Source organism: Alteribacillus sp. HJP-4, from assembly GCF_042139015.1.
Classification (GTDB): domain Bacteria; phylum Bacillota; class Bacilli; order Bacillales; family Marinococcaceae; genus JBHIKY01.
Genome location: NZ_JBHIKY010000007.1, coordinates 185065 through 200079 on the forward strand (window position 1 = coordinate 185065; position 15015 = coordinate 200079).

Consider the following 15015-nt stretch of genomic DNA (forward strand, 5'->3'; position numbering starts at 1 on the left):
ATTACACAAAAAAGCTGTTTCATCAAAGGACGAAGCAGCTTTTAAATATTCCTTGTTCACGCATTATAGTTGTTCGGTAAAGATTACTGTTACGCAGCCATTTCCCGGCACGCTTTTGCGCAGGAATAACATGCTTCCGCGCAGCGCTGGCAGTGGTCATGGTCGTGTTTCGAGCATTCATCCCCGCATGCCTGGCAGATTTCAGCACATAATCCGCAAATTTGATTTGCGAAGGGGCTGTTACGCTGCATGGCCTGCGCAGCAAACCCACAAATATCTGCACACTCACGATCGGTGCGAATGCATTCACTTATCATTTTCACATCACTTTCCTGCAGACAAGCATCATAGCAGGTATTGCAGGCCTCCATGCAGTTTAAGCACTCTCGAATACATTCTTCATACGTCATATCGACGCCCCCTTTATATTTTATCTAGGAAATGTGTTCTCGCAACTGGGATTTCTCTAACAGCATTCCCACAAATTGTGAAGAAAAATTGAAGGAATTTATTTTTTTATTAGGTCGACATAAGTCATTTTCACAACGAAAAATGCGAATATTAAAATCTACTTTCTCTTTGTCATTCGACTTTCGCTTCAGGCGAACGCTTTCCGTGGGCTTGGCCTCAGCCTCCTCAGCAGCAAAAAGCTGCCTGCGGGGTCTTCACCTCAAGCTAGTCCCACAGGAGTCGTCGCCTTACGCTACAATCGAATGTTCGTGTTTTATATTCTGAATCGCACTTATGAAATTGATTTGGTCTGATTTTGTTTTGGAACTGCCAGGGTCTTACCGATAAAAAAAATCTCCACGAAAACGAAGGAATCAATCGTGAAAAAAGGATTCGTTATATTTTCGGAAGACCTGTCATGAACCGCTTGAGATCGTGATACAATTAGACTACATCAGCTATTGAGGTGATATTCTACGATGGAATTAATTGTGCTATTATCATTTCTCGGAACCGCCGCTGCACTTACGATTGCCCCTGGCCCCGATATTTTATTTGTAGCTGCTCAAAGCAGCATTCAAAATAAAAAAGCAGGAATCATTACTGCTTTGGGGCTTTGCACTGGACTGCTCGTTCATATCACAGCAGCCGCTGCCGGCATTTCCGCTTTACTTTATCAATCATCAGTAACATTTACAGCCGTAAAAATTACCGGTGCTGCTTATTTACTCTATCTCGCATGGCAGGCTTTCCGCTCTAAAAATGGCTCTGAATCGTCCAGCACTCATACTGAAATTCTATATAGTGATTTATATAAAAAAGGAATTCTCATGAATTTGCTTAATCCAAAGGTATCTTTATTTTTTCTCGCGTTGCTTCCTCAATTTACTACCACTGGCTCTCTGCCGATAGTCTGGCAGATATTCATTCTAGGCGTAATATTCCTGGTGCAGGCGCTCATTATTTTTTCAGTTGTCAGTATTTTAGCCGGGAAAATCAATCAGTGGCTGACCGGCAGTTCACGTTTTTCCAAACGATTGAATTTCTTACAAGGCAGCTTGTTTACAGTCATCGGCCTGCAAATATTGTTCAGTGAAAAATAAATAAAACGAAATGAAGCAGCCAGGAACATTTCCCTGACTGCTTCTTAATGGATCAGTTATTCGTTTAATACAGCTTCGGCCATTTTTCGATGCTCTTCTTTTCCTGTGAGCACAGCAAATTCTGCAATTGGCTGCTGGATAAGCTGCATTCCTTTCGATGATATGCTCCAGCATGCCTTCCCATACCTTACCTCTGGCTCTTTCATAGGCATGAAGCACTCTATCTGTGCCTGAATTTCCAAAGATGGCGTACATTATCACAAAATCAACAGCAGGATCTGTCACTTCTGCTTCTGGCCAGTCTAGTACCTGATAAGCTTTAAAGCCCGGTACTCAGCCTCAGCACGTTCTAGCACAACCCCGCGGCGCGGGGAACGAAGCACCCATTTTGACCCTTCTTGATCTCTTCCAAATACAACGGTGAAATCCATTCCTGATTGATCTGTAAGCATAGTATATCTTATGAATGAAGGCACGTCTTAATGCGTTTGATAAAGCTCTGCTTGTTGAAAGTCAATGATAAACTGGTGTTTCTTTAAAATGTCGAGCCCAATTAAGCCGGGATGATTTTCAGGGAGCAGGCCGATATCAACCCTTACATTTTTTATTATATATAGCCCTATATCAATTTTATCCATCGTTTTCATAAAGAACGGAGCTGTTCCACCTATTCCATAAGCTTCGTATATAGCATCTCCATTTTCATAGGTGACGCCTACAGCTTCTAATACGTCCGGACTGATAATCGTGTGAGAGGAGCCGGTGTCTATAATCATGTTTCCAATAAGTGTAGATTTACCACGAAAAGTAACAGTAATAGCTGCTGTCATCAAATCTCCATCATAGCTGAGTTTCATCTTACGGCCGTTTCACTTTCATCATCGGGTCACGCCGGATATTAATGATAAAGCTTTCATTAGACGTGTGATATACCATATTGCCCGGTTCAGTCCGAAAAAACTCTTTATTCGCATCTTCATCCGGAATGCCTCGTATCGGAGCCACATCCTTAACAATTTTTTTGTCGCCTTCTTCGATATAATCTCTGACAGTTACTAAGACGAACTGGTCTGGAAACAGATCCCGTACTTCCTCCCATTTCATGATCGATTCCCCCTCAAAGTATCCTATTATTACCAACTATTATAATAGATTCATTCATTAAAAACACTAAAAAAACCGTTTCTAATAGAAGACAGTTTTCTGTGGTGGAGAATCCATGCGGTATTAGTTTATAGAATAAATAGGGAAGAGGAGACATGTAACACGCATCTCCTCTCTTTCATCACGGTACAAGCAGCCCATAACCGGGGGTGATGACGTCGGGGGAGAAACCTTGTCTGCTTTGGTTTGCATTTACAATATTCTGCACATTAACTCCCAGCTGCTGACTGATGCTGTTAAGAGAATCACCAGTATTGACTGCATACATTCGAAGAGGAATCTGAATAAGATCATATGGCTGAAGCATGTTCGGATCCTCCAGTTCAGGATTTACTTTTTGAATGCTGTTGACGGATACCCCTAAACTGCGACCAATAGATTGCAGTGTGTCCCCCGGCTGAATAAAGTAGAACACCTGACTTTTCGGATTATACGGGTAGGGAACAATAATGCGGGCATTTCTATAGATGACACCCGGATCTGAAAACGGTGGATAGAGTGAATTTATTTGAGAAATGGCCGGAGCATTGCTCCCTAGCTGCCTGGCAATGCTGTAGAGGGTATCATCAGGCTGCACCGTGTATATAAAGTAAGAACCTTTGGTAATAGGCATAATAGAAAAAACCTCCTCTGCAGAAAATCGCCTAATATATCTTAGGCAGAGGCGGCTTGTCAGGTGCCCTTTTTCTTCCAAAATATAAGGAGGGCACATTTCGGACCTGATATTTTTCGTAAAATACATTAAATAGTTTAACCTTTTTAAAAAAAAGCACATCATTACGAATTATTGCACACGGTCGAAATCAACCTCGCTTTGCTTTTCCCAGAGATTGCTGAGGGGCGGCGGACTAGAGTTCTGTTATTTAATTAAATTGACCTATTTTTTATATGTTACGGACTTCAAGGTACGCTATTTGCCTGAATGGCAGAAAATATGGCATTATTTTTGGTCAATCCACATTTTATTTTAATTCATAAACTACTTTCACTTGTTTTATGACCTGTACTTCACCAGCTTCAACTAATGTCCCAGGCTCTGTTCCAGTACCTTCGGCCGAATCCATGGCCAGAGAATTCTCCGGCAGAATGCTGTACGCTTCACCCTCAGCTATTTGAATGACGCCGCCATTTGTTTTTCCAGCAGCTTCGGCCATTGCCGCCGCTTTCCCTTTAGTACGTTCTACAGCTTCCCGAAGAGCATCGCTTTCTGCTTTCGTTTGATCTATTAACGAAAACTGCGTCTGGTCAATTCGATTAGCACCGGCTGCGGCCAAATCATCGAGCAGCTCCCCGACGCTGTTTATTTCTTCATATTCTATTTTCAGAACATGCTGCGCCCTGTATTGTTCCTTTCCTTCATTCGTAGAGTTATGCTCAGGATGAACACCGGCGTGAATCGTTTCTCTGTTTTCTTTCGTAATTCCGTAGGCATCTAATTGCTCACGAACGGCCTGCATGTTTTTACTTACCTTTTCCTGAGCTCTCTCTGCTGAAGAGTCAGTCGCCTCGGCTCCCGCATGTATAATTGCAATATCAGGGTCCACGCTGATCTTTCCTTCTCCACGGACTACAATTGTTCCGTCTTGTATACTTTCCTCACCTGCCTCTGCCTTTTGATAAGAATCACTATTCGTTCCTTGAAAAAGCACTACAATACAAGCAATAATAAATATCGATGTTACTCTAATATACCTCCATCTTATGCGCTTCATATGAAAAACCCCTTTGTCCATTTCTGAACATGTAACGCTCATACTCGTATTAGGGTTTCATTTTTTATTCAAACTATCTATGTTAGCTAGTTACCTGCCAGTTTGATTTTATCTTCGACTATCTCTCCCTTGTTCTAAAAATCATTTAAAAAAGTTCGCCAGCACCCGGATTTGATGCGCTCTCCAAGACCGTCGGAACGATTCCAGTAATAAATATACACTTCTACATTCTGTCCATTGTTATCCTGCACAGTAGTTATCCTTCTTACATATTCGCTTTCAGCTTCGTTCGATTCATCATAATCCTCGAGCCAATCAAGGCGCTGCAAAATATTATCATAGCTCTCGTCTGTCACATACATTATTTCTCCATAAATCGGCGTACTGCCTTCCTGGCATAGACAGGGAAAGGCATTGTTTTCAACTGCATAAAGAGTGCCGCTGGCTGAAGCCTGCTTTTCTTCAACAGTCCATCCCTTTAAAAAATGATCATAGTTGCTGCATCCATGCAGCAGCGTTCCATAAACGAAGAAGGGCAGTTTTTTTCTCATTCCAGCGTCACTCCCTTTTCTTAATGCATCAATAAAAAAGAGCCGATGATGATACAGCCGACCCCAATAATTTTTCTTACAGTAATGATTTCTTTGAGAAATATGGAAGACAAGAGCATCGTCCAAATATAAGTGATCGAAGTAAGTGGAAATACAACGGTGTACGGTAAAAATTTCAAAACGTAGATATTTAAGAGGGCACCTGTTCCGTAAAAGAATGCCCCAGCAATGAAATTACTGACAAATACTTTGTTTATTGCGAGCCCATCTCCGCTTGCCTTTTTAAAAAAATAGCCTCCGACCGCTCCAAATAAAGTAAATAGTAAAATGAGCGGGATCCAATTAATGATCCCCACCTCCTATCAGGACAGCTCCAGCAACAATAAAGGCCGTTCCCAGCAGGCCAGGTGCCGTGGCGGCTTCTCCAAGAAATCCGATTCCTAGAAAAAGCGCAATGACATACCCTGCACTCAATAATGGATGGAGCAAAGACAAATCACCGAAACGAAAGGCAGTAATCATGGAGGCGGCTCCCATAAAATATAGAAAAAAACCTAAAAGAAGCTCCCAGTTCCATCCTCCCTCAGAAAGCTTCCAGAACATCTGGCCCAATGCTGTGCAGAGTGAAGCAAGCAGCATAATACTGATACCGATTTTATTTTTTTTAAAAGAACTGACCGCTTTGTCTAAGACTCGCATGCCTGCAAGTTCCTTTCTTCATCAAATTTATCTGTAGTAAAGTAAAAAGGAGCCTATCTCTTTGAAAAAAGAACCAGGCTCGGTGCTTTTGTTATGAAAATGCTCGATAGTTTTTATAGTTTTGACTGCCCGTTTCCTTGCTGATCCTATTCAGTTCTATTTCATATTGTTTCTTGTGGCTTGAAGCTACGGTATCAAGAATCAGCCCACAGATGAACAAGAGGACAGAGAGGATAATTAAGCCCACAGCTAAAATAGCTGAAGGGATTTTTGTAATAAAATCTGTGGCAATAAACTCTGTAATAACTGGAATCCCTACTGCCAGTCCAACAATCATAAATAGAGAAGACCACACAGAAAAGAACATCATTGGCTTATACTCTTTAAAAAGCGTGAATATTTTATTTAAAACCTTTAATCCATCGCTGAAAGTATTCAGCTTTGACTCACTTCCCTGCGGCCGGTCTTTATAATCTATCGCAATTTCTCGAATGGTAAGCCGTTTATCAAGAGCATGAATGGACATTTCCGTTTCAATTTCAAAGCCGGGACTCATTACAGGCATAGATTTGACAAACAAGCGGTCAAACGCCCGGTAGCCTGTCATGATATCCTTGAGATCACTTTTGTACAGGAAGTTTATACAGCCTTTTACCATGGAATTTCCTAAATTATGAAATTTTCGTTTGTTTTCTTCTGTGTACGTTCCATTCGATAGTCTGTCCCCAATGACCATGTTGGCACTGCCGTTTTGGATTGGTTCGATCAGTTGATGAACAAAGGAAGCTGGGTAGGTTAAGTCTCCGTCTACCATCACATAGCAGTCGGCTTCAATGTCACGGAACATCGAACGCACTACATTCCCTTTTCCCTGTCTTGTCTCCATTCGCACGACAGCTCCGTTTTGGCTGGCGACTTTTGAAGTGTTGTCCGCTGAATTGTTATCATAGACATATATGGTAGCCTGAGGCAATTCTTTTTGAAAGTCCTTAATTACCTGACCAATCGTCTGTTCTTCATTGTAGCATGGGATAAGTACTGCAATTTCCATTATTCACACTCCTGCTGTTCCAGATCCACTCTGATTTATAAAGAAAGGCTGGCCAGTAAAATAAATACTAACGTATTATATCATATCAGTCTCCTGAAGTATTTTTATACCAATATAAAGAAAAAAACGGACCCGCTAAAGCGGAAATCCGGTTCCTTTTGTGAATAAAACATGATTTACTCTATGATCAACCATCTAATCCATTTCTCTTATAAACGTAGACAAACAGACATAAACAAACAACAAACCATCCAATGAGAACACTGCTGTCTGATAAACTCCATTGATACTCGCCTCCGGAAAACAAACCTTCTGCTAAATTTGTAAGCACGCCTGCATAGGTGTAGTTCAGGATATCTGCAATATTTTCATTATAAATGCGGAATAATGGAGCTGATGTTAAGACAAGTAAGATCGGCATACCTACAAGTCCAGCCTGTGTTTGGTTTTTCGAGATAATCCCGATAATATACCCAATTAAAACACTAATGATGCTTGCCGCTGCTGTAATAATAAGATAGCCTGGCATTTGAATGCTGCCAAAAGCAATGCCACTGGCAGGAATTAATAAAACATTGACAATCATCAAGATGATTAATGTCGGCAGCATACTTCCAATAAAATACTCCAGGCCATTCACGGAAGATGTCATTAAAACTCTTAAGGTGTTTTTTTCCTTTTCTTCGGCTATAGGGTGACTGCTCATCGAAATACCAGCGATCCCAATGTTAAAAATCAGCCCGAAACCGAGTAAAAATGCTCCTGTTAAAAAATTTACCCCCTGCTCATTCACCTCTACTTCCGGCATTAGGTTTTTCATAAGAATAACAAACCCTATGGCGAATACTGGGGTTAAGATGACACTCAAATTGCTTAGCAGCAATTGAAATTTCAATTGAAATATAGCCATGATTTTTTTTATTGATACTTTCACACTAATTCCCTCCCTGTCACTTCTAAGAACACTTTTTCTAACGTTGGTTCACATGAGTGAATCGTGAACAGCTCATCATTCGCCATCCAATTATTGATTTTTTCAATGGCTTCCTTCGTGTGAGGGAGAACATGTTCGATTTCCTCCTTCAATAAAATCCGGTATCGTTTATTCTGATTAAATTTCAGAGTCAAAGCTTTAGGAGAGTCGTTCTCCACGATAACTCCGTCATTTAATAGCGCTACCCGGTCACAAAGCTTGGCCGCCTCCTCCATATTATGAGTGGTAAGGAAGATGGCCGTACCATTCTCTTTTAATTCGATAAGCAGGGTATGAATGGATTCAGAAGTGACAGGATCCAGGCCGCTCGTCGGTTCATCCAGGAAAAGCACCTTCGGCTCGTGCAGCATCGCTCTTGCAAGGATTAAGCGCTGCTTCATACCCTTAGACAGCTTGTTCGCTGTTTTATGCTTATGATCATATAGACCAACCTTCTTCAAAAGAACATCTACACGATTTTTCTCTACACTTAACAGCTTCGCAAATACGGTCAAATTACTGTAAACCGTCATTCTTTCATACAGTCCGCTGTTATCCGTTACGATTCCTACCTGCTCGTATATCTCTTCATCAATTTGTTCAACAGGCTTCCCTAACACCACAGCTTTTCCAGAAGTCTGTGGCAATTGCCCAGTCAATATCTTAATCGTCGTTGTCTTTCCGGAACCCGATGGCCCGAGAAAACCGATAATTTCTCCTTCATGGACTGAAAAGTTCAGATCCTTTAAAGCCGTTTCTTTTTGAAACTTTTTGGATAAATGCTCAACATAAATGGTTTTTCGTTTTTCCATTAAATTTCTCTCCTTTATTAAATTCAAACCAGTTCGTGGAAAGTGATTGAAACCAGTTTTCTTTAAGCTGACTTCCTGACACCTATATTAAAAGTAACCAATGGAAAAGTCGTAAAAATTCGTTGAACAGTACCCCAAAAGTGTCCAAATGTAAAAAAATGAGGCTGAAATATGCTGATTTCAACCTCAGTGGTACTTTAAAAGCCTATTAAATTTTTCATATCTTCCAGGCGGGTTCGTGAAAGAGGTAATTTCATCTTAGGATTGCTTTTCAATATTAATGTAAAACTGTTTTTTGAATAACTAACCAATTCCGACACACGCTGCAAATTCACTAAGTACGAGCGGTGGCACCTAAAAAAACCAAATTTCGCTAATTTTTCTTCCAGTTCATTCATCGTTAAATCTGTGGGGAAATATTCTTCGCCTATTCGAATATTACTAACACTGTTAATACTTTCAATAAAATCAATTTCATCAGGGCTGAAGAATATTGTCTTATCAGCCAGCTTGCAGGATACTTTATAGACATTGTTTGGTTTGATCCCTTTATTCTCGTTTTTATCCGGTGAGATTAAATCTGCTTCAACTGCAAGATCCGTCTTATCTAATCCAGTCAGCCGGTTGTAACGATAAATATCAGTGCTTAAGAGCAATAATTCTTCTATATAGAAGGATGTAAATAAAGTGGTAGTATTATTTAAACGAAGATGTGCTAATGCATTTAAGTATAGTTCTATTCCTTCGTCAGTTAAGTTAGTTAAAGGACTTTCGATTAATAAAAGAACTGGGGAAAATAGAAACACTCGAAATAAACTGACCCTTTTTTTCTGGTCAATTGTCAACCTCTTGATCCTTGTCTGCCAAACATCTGACAGAGAGAAAGTCGCAATATACTCTTCCAAAGGCTGTTCAAAATCTGCAATTTTTTTAAAGATCTGTAAGTAACTTTGAACGGTTAAACTATCATATAAACCGTCATCCCTGATTTCTGATAATACAGAAACTGTTTCTCTTTGGATACTGCCACTCGAAGGAGTCGTCTCCCCTGATAACAGTTCAAACAGTGCTAAACTTTCTTCACCAGTCATTTTAATCCCAATTTGATCCTTTTCTTTAATAATTAAATCTATATCTTTTAAGACAATGCGATTATTCTTCTGTTTCATTACTTTTTCTAAAGTTATTAAGGTCATTCAATACACACTTTCATTTTCTTATTTGTTTTCAATATAGCAAAACACGCTTGCGGTATTGAAATTTATCGTTACTTATTATTAAAAATTACAGACATAACTTGTCTTCTCTTAGTATAGTCAAAATTTATAATACTGAAAGGCATTGTCTTTATATATTTATACTAACATGAAGAACGGTCCCTTAAGCACCGCTCAGCTGCTGTTACCGGTTGGCAGTGCTTCCCTTTCGCTGTCCAGCCTTGGCCGATGAGAGAAAAATCAGGTCCGTGGGCTGGATGCGGACAGGAGTTCCGTTATTCTTTTCAAGCTGGGGTTGTCGCCTTATGCCGCCAGCGATTGTTTCATAGTCAGAAAAGCACCTATGAAATTGATTCAACTATAATAAAAAAAAGACACCCGCAGGCGCCTTTTTCATTCAAGCCTATTTATCGTTTGTTCATTTCACTCGGTACAGGACCTTTCCGCTCCCCACGGTCCAAACCGTTAATTGCATCCATGTCCTCTTTCCTAAGCTCGAAATCAAACACATCAAAATTCTCTTCGATCCTGGAAGGAGTCACAGATTTCGGAATAACGATACAATTGTTCTGCAGATGCCAGCGGAGAATAACCTGGGCCGGCGTTTTGCTTTGAGCTTCTGCGATTTTCACAATAATATCTTCCTTCAGAGCTTCCCCTCCCTGATGAAGAGGGCTCCAGGATTCTACAAAAATGTCGTGCTTCGCACAAAATTCCTTCAGCTCTTTTTGAGCAAGATATGGGTGGCATTCAATCTGATTAAGTACGGGCTTTACGTCGCACTCATCAAGCAGTCGCTGCAGGTGGTCTATATCAAAGTTACAGACTCCAATAGCTTTGATTTTGCCATCATGGTAAAGCTTTTCCATTGCTTTAAACGTATCTACATAATCGTCGAAATCAGGTGTCGGCCAATGAATTAAGTATAAGTCCACATAGTCGAGACCAAGCTTCTCCAAACTTTCCTCAAAAGCTTTTATCGTCTTATCATAGCCCTGGTCTCCATTCCAGACCTTTGTCGTAATAAACAGCTCTTCCCGGGGAACATTGCTTTCTGCAATAGCTCTCCCGACGCCGCGTTCATTCCCATAAATAGCTGCCGTATCTATAGAGCGATAGCCGGTTTCCAGAGCTTTCTTCACAGCAGGTGTGGCTTTTTCATCCTCTACCTGCCAGACCCCGAAACCAAGCTGCGGCATTTCTAATCCATTATTTAATGTTACAAATTGCACAAAAATCGCTCCTTTCTTTAATCACAACCATGTTTAAGTATAGCACAGTGTTCTCAAAAATCACTTCTGATTGCTTGTGCTTTTCTGTTTTCGTTTCCCCTTTTCAATGATAAAATAAACCATATAATAAAAGCACACAAGCCATTGTAGACGTATAGGCAAATATACGAGGGAGGAAACTGAATGACAGCCCCTTTTATACAAAACCATCATTTAAATGTGATTAAACAGAAAAGCATTCATATCCAGAACAGCTTCTCAGATGTAAAAGATGATGAAGTACTGCAAATCGTGAAAAGTCAGGCAGCAGAGGATATTAAGCAGACATTCCCCACATTAAATGAGAATGAAAACAAAGTAATTGATGGGATTTCAAACGTTCGCTCCAGTATTGAAGTAGAAGCATTTATTGGCTCCATCTACCCCTATGTAAAACACTTTCCCGAGATTGGTGAAACAAGCCTCTACCACCTTTTTCCCTACACTAAAAAATTAACCTATCCAGATCTGGTTGCGATTGATTTTTCCAGATTGACCTATCTTGGGTGGAATGACATTGCCAAGCACAGAAAGTATATTGTGTACGAGCTTGATGGAGAATTAGTAGGTTTGGAAGGCCGCTATACACCTGTGAACCGCCACCATCATTGTGTGTTCTGCCGACAATCTGCAAAAACGGCTCTTGTCAGCTTCCGTACAAATGAATACAGTAGTGAAAATCCTGATTATTATCGATCAATCGGCCATTATATGTGCGTGGACAGCAGCGACTGTAACAGACATATTACGGATGTCAGTCACCTTGACTCCTTCATTCGTTCTATTTTGACACCAAAAAAAGGATGAACCTAAGCTTGTTCATCCTTTATATGCTAAGGATATAATTGAAGGTCATATGCACTGGCAGAGACTGGTGTTCTCCCAATCTCCCTTGCCCATACGGAGCATTGCCCGATGTGGTGAACCTCGTGCACAGCCACATAAAGCAGCACCTCTGCAAATTGATAGGAATAAAAACCACCGTTCTCATTTGTCCCCGTAAGTAAATTATTATCCTGCCGGGACGAATAGCTGTCTAAGAATGACTTTGTTGATTCTTCTACTTCATTTGATAATTGAATAATATCCTCTAAAAAAGGGTAATCGTTAAATGATCTGTTTGGGTCTATTTCATTTGCAATCCCGGCAATCCAGCTCTCTTCCACCTGAATGATATGAAAGAATGTATAATGAAGGCTTCGCAGCCCTCCTACTCTAATTTTTATAAATTCAGCATGAGTCAGGTCTCCGCACCAATCCAGCCACTGTTTCCGAATTTTCCAATTGTACTCGTAAAGCTTCTTGATATAGCTGGTGTTCACCTTCTCACCTCTAATTCGCAGCAGCGCCGCTGTTATTACTGTTTTGACGTTTCATAATCATATTTACTCCCATGACCACCGCTACCAGTTCCTCATTTTCTAAATCATCAGAATAATTATTCAAGCGATATGCCGGGGATTCGAAGAAAGAACTTGTTTTCGTAAACGATGCAGCCTCCTGCTTCTGCTGATCAATCATCCTGAAATCCCTTGAAAATGCCTCTGATTCAATAGCATATACTCCCCGATCTACAGCGATATACTCATATTTTTTTTGAAATAGAGCAAATTTCGCTTTCACTTCACCTATTTTCCCGCCATCACTGTCTAACACACTCCACTTATTTGAGAAAAAAGGAAATTCCCCTTTGACCAGAACATTTTCTTCTTTATCCAGTACCTGAATACTTGCAGAAAAAGCCCCTTTTAAGTCAAGTTTTCCAACATATTCTTTATGACCGTTAAAGATTTCTGTCAACCCAGCTGAGAAAAAATTGTCTGTAAAAAAGAGCTGATTTTCCTCCACCACTCTTCCCTCCCATTCCTTTCTGCTTTTTTAGTAATACGACCTTCCTCTTCAAAAGGTTTCATCCTCTCTACTTATTTTTTCTGTCAGGTTTCCCTACACATCCATAGACATTCGCAGTCATTCTGTGAAAAAATACACATATAGTAAAAGAACCAACTCCTTTTTTAAGAGAACGTTGGCCGTTTGCCTGGCAGGCATGAAAGTAATTTATAACACGAAGGAGTGTGAGAAGCATGTCTTTTAATCTTCGCCGCGTGGTCGAACGAAAAAAACAACAGATGATTGAAGCAATGACGGCGAGTGGGGCAAACGTGAAAACAGTCGATGAGCTCAGGGAAATGTCTTTTACTGACCTGGAACACGAGTATGCCATTTTTAAGCACAATCAGATGAAAGAGGAGTGGCTGAATTCAAAAAACTCGGATTCAACTAAGATGAAATCCCCCATTTAATAAACACAGAGCCGGTTTTAAAACCGGCTCTTTTTTTTGGCTTTATTAAAAATATTGGATTTTTGAAAGATATTGGGATCATAAAAAATTAATGAAATCTTAGGATGACTTATTAAGAATATTTAATACAATTCGAATATCATCAATTGGAAGCTGCCCCGGAGCTGAACTGTTTTCACCTATACCAAATGTAATAGTGGAGCCGAACATTCGTCCTATCAATCGAGTTACATTTCCATGTTTTCCCATAGAAATAGTTACTAGAGGAATAGATACAATCTTATCTGCAGCCTTCGTAGCCCGAAGCAAGGATAGTACATCCTCTTCTTCATTTGCCATTACAGATACTTTAGCTATATCAGCTCCTCGTGTTTCTGCTTCTTTCATTTTCCCGATAAGTATAGAATCATCAGGAGTAGATTCAAAATTGTGATATGAACCAACCATCTTTACATTAAACCTTTTTGAGACCTCCCGCAGGCGCTTAAAAGTTAAATCATTATTAATTAATTCATAATCAATTAAATCAACTTTTCCTGAAGCACAAATTTCATTTATTAGATTAATTTTTTCTTCCTCCGTCAATGAAATTTGTCCTCCCCCTTCTTTTTCAGAGCGAATGGTAAATAGTAGAGGAGTCTGTTCCATTGCCTCATAAATAAAATTAAGCGCATCCTTCACTTTGTCTATATGCTCTAGTTCACGAAAATAATCTGCACGCCATTCAATTATATCAGGCTTTTTAGGTTTAATTTTATTTATTTCTTCAACAATTTCTCCCATATCACCGCCCACGACAGGGGTACAAATTAATGTATCTTCTCCCCCTATTCTTTTTCCCTTCATTTCGATTATTCGTTTATTTTCATTCATAATTAATCTCCCTGTTTTGCTTTAAAGTAGTGAATTCTAACAGTAATTTTACAAAATAATTTCGAGAGTTACAATGATCATTGAAACGTACATGGAGCAGAAAAGCTAATTATTCTCAAGCTCATTTTCATGTCTCTTCAAGGTTTCAGGTATTTTTACAATTTTACAGAATAATAGTATACTTTAGCGGAACATAACATTTTCAAGAAGAAAGAGTGCTTCCAATGAAAGATAATAATTTTGCATTGCGTGAAAAAAGTATTATTTTTATCGGATTTATGGGGGTAGGCAAAACCACCATAGGTAAGCTTGTTGCTAAAAAACTGTATAGAAGCTTTATTGATATTGATGAAGAAATAGTAAAAGAGTTTAATATGCCAATTCCAGATATTTTCAGCACTTTTGGTGAAAGTGTTTTTCGTGAAAAAGAAAAAGAACTCATTCAACATTTTACTAATCAAAAACTAAAAATAATATCCATTGGAGGCGGCGCATTCATGCAGCCGGAAGTCCGTGATATTTGTCTCGCTAATTGCATTGTTTTTTATCTTGATATTTCATGGGATTCATGGAAAGACCGCCTTCAAATTATTATAGACAGCAGGCCTATTCTTCAAGGACGTTCTATGGAAGAAATAGAAAAGCTATTCTATAAAAGAAAAGAAATTTATTCCACTCACCATTCAAAGCTGCTTACAGATGAAAAAAACGAAGATGAAATCGCAGAATACATTACTGAGTCTTTAAAGTTGGCATGGGAAATGTATGACTAAATTTAAAAGGTAATAAGTACATAACATTTATCAAATATGTATGTACTTTTTTTATAGCATATT

At 39.5% G+C, this 15015-nt stretch carries 22 protein-coding genes; 4 read left to right on the top strand and 18 right to left on the bottom strand.

What is annotated here, in order from left to right; genetic code table 11:
• Positions 1-89: 89 nt before the first annotated feature.
• Entirely contained in the window at positions 90-410 is a 321-nt protein-coding gene (locus tag ACE4RR_RS08875; RefSeq protein WP_375535059.1) for a four-helix bundle copper-binding protein, read from the bottom strand.
• 519 nt (positions 411-929) lie between these two features.
• Here ACE4RR_RS08875 and ACE4RR_RS08880 point away from each other — a divergent pair.
• Positions 930-1553: a LysE family translocator gene (locus ACE4RR_RS08880; RefSeq protein ID WP_375535060.1), complete on the top strand. Its 624-nt coding sequence runs from the start codon at positions 930-932 to the stop codon at positions 1551-1553.
• A gap of 56 nt (positions 1554-1609) precedes the next feature.
• On the opposite strand, the gene ACE4RR_RS08885 is transcribed toward ACE4RR_RS08880, so the two are convergent.
• From ACE4RR_RS08885 to ACE4RR_RS08950, 14 genes are all read right to left on the bottom strand, one after another.
• Positions 1610-1765: a hypothetical protein gene (locus ACE4RR_RS08885; RefSeq protein WP_375535099.1), complete on the bottom strand. Its 156-nt coding sequence runs from the start codon at positions 1763-1765 to the stop codon at positions 1610-1612.
• A 90-nt stretch (positions 1766-1855) separates the two neighbouring features.
• Positions 1856-2005, bottom strand: coding sequence for a hypothetical protein (locus tag ACE4RR_RS08890; protein ID WP_375535061.1), 150 nt, complete (start codon positions 2003-2005; stop codon positions 1856-1858).
• 27 nt (positions 2006-2032) lie between these two features.
• Positions 2033-2410: an aspartyl protease family protein gene (locus ACE4RR_RS08895; RefSeq protein ID WP_375535062.1), complete on the bottom strand. Its 378-nt coding sequence runs from the start codon at positions 2408-2410 to the stop codon at positions 2033-2035.
• Between the two features lies 1 nt (position 2411).
• Positions 2412-2657 carry a hypothetical protein gene (locus ACE4RR_RS08900; RefSeq protein WP_375535063.1) on the bottom strand — a complete coding sequence of 82 codons (246 nt, stop codon included), beginning with the start codon at positions 2655-2657 and terminating at the stop codon, positions 2412-2414.
• Positions 2658-2838: 181 nt separating this feature from the next.
• On the bottom strand, positions 2839-3330 hold the full coding sequence (locus ACE4RR_RS08905) for a LysM peptidoglycan-binding domain-containing protein (protein ID WP_375535064.1): 492 nt from the start codon (positions 3328-3330) through the stop codon (positions 2839-2841).
• Positions 3331-3679: 349 nt separating this feature from the next.
• Positions 3680-4429, bottom strand: a complete 750-nt coding sequence (locus ACE4RR_RS08910; RefSeq protein WP_375535065.1) for an SIMPL domain-containing protein — start codon at positions 4427-4429, stop codon at positions 3680-3682.
• Between the two features lie 134 nt (positions 4430-4563).
• The gene (locus tag ACE4RR_RS08915; RefSeq protein ID WP_375535066.1) at positions 4564-4980 is read right to left on the bottom strand and encodes a gamma-glutamylcyclotransferase family protein; all 417 of its coding nucleotides are present in this window, start codon (positions 4978-4980) and stop codon (positions 4564-4566) included.
• A 20-nt stretch (positions 4981-5000) separates the two neighbouring features.
• Positions 5001-5336: an EamA family transporter gene (locus tag ACE4RR_RS08920; protein WP_375535067.1), complete on the bottom strand. Its 336-nt coding sequence runs from the start codon at positions 5334-5336 to the stop codon at positions 5001-5003.
• Positions 5323-5679 carry an EamA family transporter gene (locus tag ACE4RR_RS08925; RefSeq protein WP_375535068.1) on the bottom strand — a complete coding sequence of 119 codons (357 nt, stop codon included), beginning with the start codon at positions 5677-5679 and terminating at the stop codon, positions 5323-5325. The genes ACE4RR_RS08920 and ACE4RR_RS08925 overlap by 14 nt, the downstream gene beginning before the upstream one ends.
• A gap of 91 nt (positions 5680-5770) precedes the next feature.
• The gene (locus tag ACE4RR_RS08930; protein ID WP_375535069.1) at positions 5771-6730 is read right to left on the bottom strand and encodes a glycosyltransferase family 2 protein; all 960 of its coding nucleotides are present in this window, start codon (positions 6728-6730) and stop codon (positions 5771-5773) included.
• A 187-nt stretch (positions 6731-6917) separates the two neighbouring features.
• Positions 6918-7664, bottom strand: coding sequence for an ABC transporter permease (locus ACE4RR_RS08935; RefSeq protein WP_375535070.1), 747 nt, complete (start codon positions 7662-7664; stop codon positions 6918-6920).
• A complete protein-coding gene (locus ACE4RR_RS08940) occupies positions 7661-8515 on the bottom strand; it encodes an ABC transporter ATP-binding protein (protein WP_375535071.1) in 855 nt (284 codons plus the stop codon). The genes ACE4RR_RS08935 and ACE4RR_RS08940 overlap by 4 nt, the downstream gene beginning before the upstream one ends.
• Positions 8516-8712: 197 nt before the next feature.
• Positions 8713-9711: a LytTR family transcriptional regulator DNA-binding domain-containing protein gene (locus ACE4RR_RS08945; RefSeq protein ID WP_375535072.1), complete on the bottom strand. Its 999-nt coding sequence runs from the start codon at positions 9709-9711 to the stop codon at positions 8713-8715.
• A 428-nt stretch (positions 9712-10139) separates the two neighbouring features.
• The gene (locus tag ACE4RR_RS08950) at positions 10140-10964 is read right to left on the bottom strand and encodes an aldo/keto reductase (protein WP_375535073.1); all 825 of its coding nucleotides are present in this window, start codon (positions 10962-10964) and stop codon (positions 10140-10142) included.
• Positions 10965-11147: 183 nt separating this feature from the next.
• Here ACE4RR_RS08950 and ACE4RR_RS08955 point away from each other — a divergent pair, with 183 nt between their 5' ends.
• On the top strand, positions 11148-11810 hold the full coding sequence (locus ACE4RR_RS08955; protein WP_375535074.1) for a FusB/FusC family EF-G-binding protein: 663 nt from the start codon (positions 11148-11150) through the stop codon (positions 11808-11810).
• Positions 11811-11836: 26 nt separating this feature from the next.
• On the opposite strand, the gene ACE4RR_RS08960 is transcribed toward ACE4RR_RS08955, so the two are convergent.
• Together ACE4RR_RS08960 and ACE4RR_RS08965 are read right to left on the bottom strand one after the other, a co-directional pair.
• Entirely contained in the window at positions 11837-12325 is a 489-nt protein-coding gene (locus ACE4RR_RS08960) for a DinB family protein (RefSeq protein WP_375535075.1), read from the bottom strand.
• Positions 12326-12335: 10 nt separating this feature from the next.
• Positions 12336-12851, bottom strand: a complete 516-nt coding sequence (locus ACE4RR_RS08965; RefSeq protein ID WP_375535076.1) for an LURP-one-related/scramblase family protein — start codon at positions 12849-12851, stop codon at positions 12336-12338.
• A 236-nt stretch (positions 12852-13087) separates the two neighbouring features.
• On the opposite strand from ACE4RR_RS08965, the gene ACE4RR_RS08970 reads away from it, so the two are divergent.
• On the top strand, positions 13088-13306 hold the full coding sequence (locus ACE4RR_RS08970) for a Fur-regulated basic protein FbpA (RefSeq protein ID WP_375535077.1): 219 nt from the start codon (positions 13088-13090) through the stop codon (positions 13304-13306).
• Between the two features lie 99 nt (positions 13307-13405).
• Here ACE4RR_RS08970 and aroD read toward each other — a convergent pair whose 3' ends face one another.
• Positions 13406-14179 (bottom strand): type I 3-dehydroquinate dehydratase, encoded by a 774-nt coding sequence (gene aroD / locus ACE4RR_RS08975; RefSeq protein ID WP_375535078.1) that lies wholly within the window; start codon positions 14177-14179, stop codon positions 13406-13408.
• Positions 14180-14403: 224 nt separating this feature from the next.
• On the opposite strand from aroD, the gene ACE4RR_RS08980 reads away from it, so the two are divergent.
• The gene (locus ACE4RR_RS08980; RefSeq protein WP_375535079.1) at positions 14404-14952 is read left to right on the top strand and encodes a shikimate kinase; all 549 of its coding nucleotides are present in this window, start codon (positions 14404-14406) and stop codon (positions 14950-14952) included.
• The last annotated feature ends 63 nt before the right edge of the window (positions 14953-15015 follow it).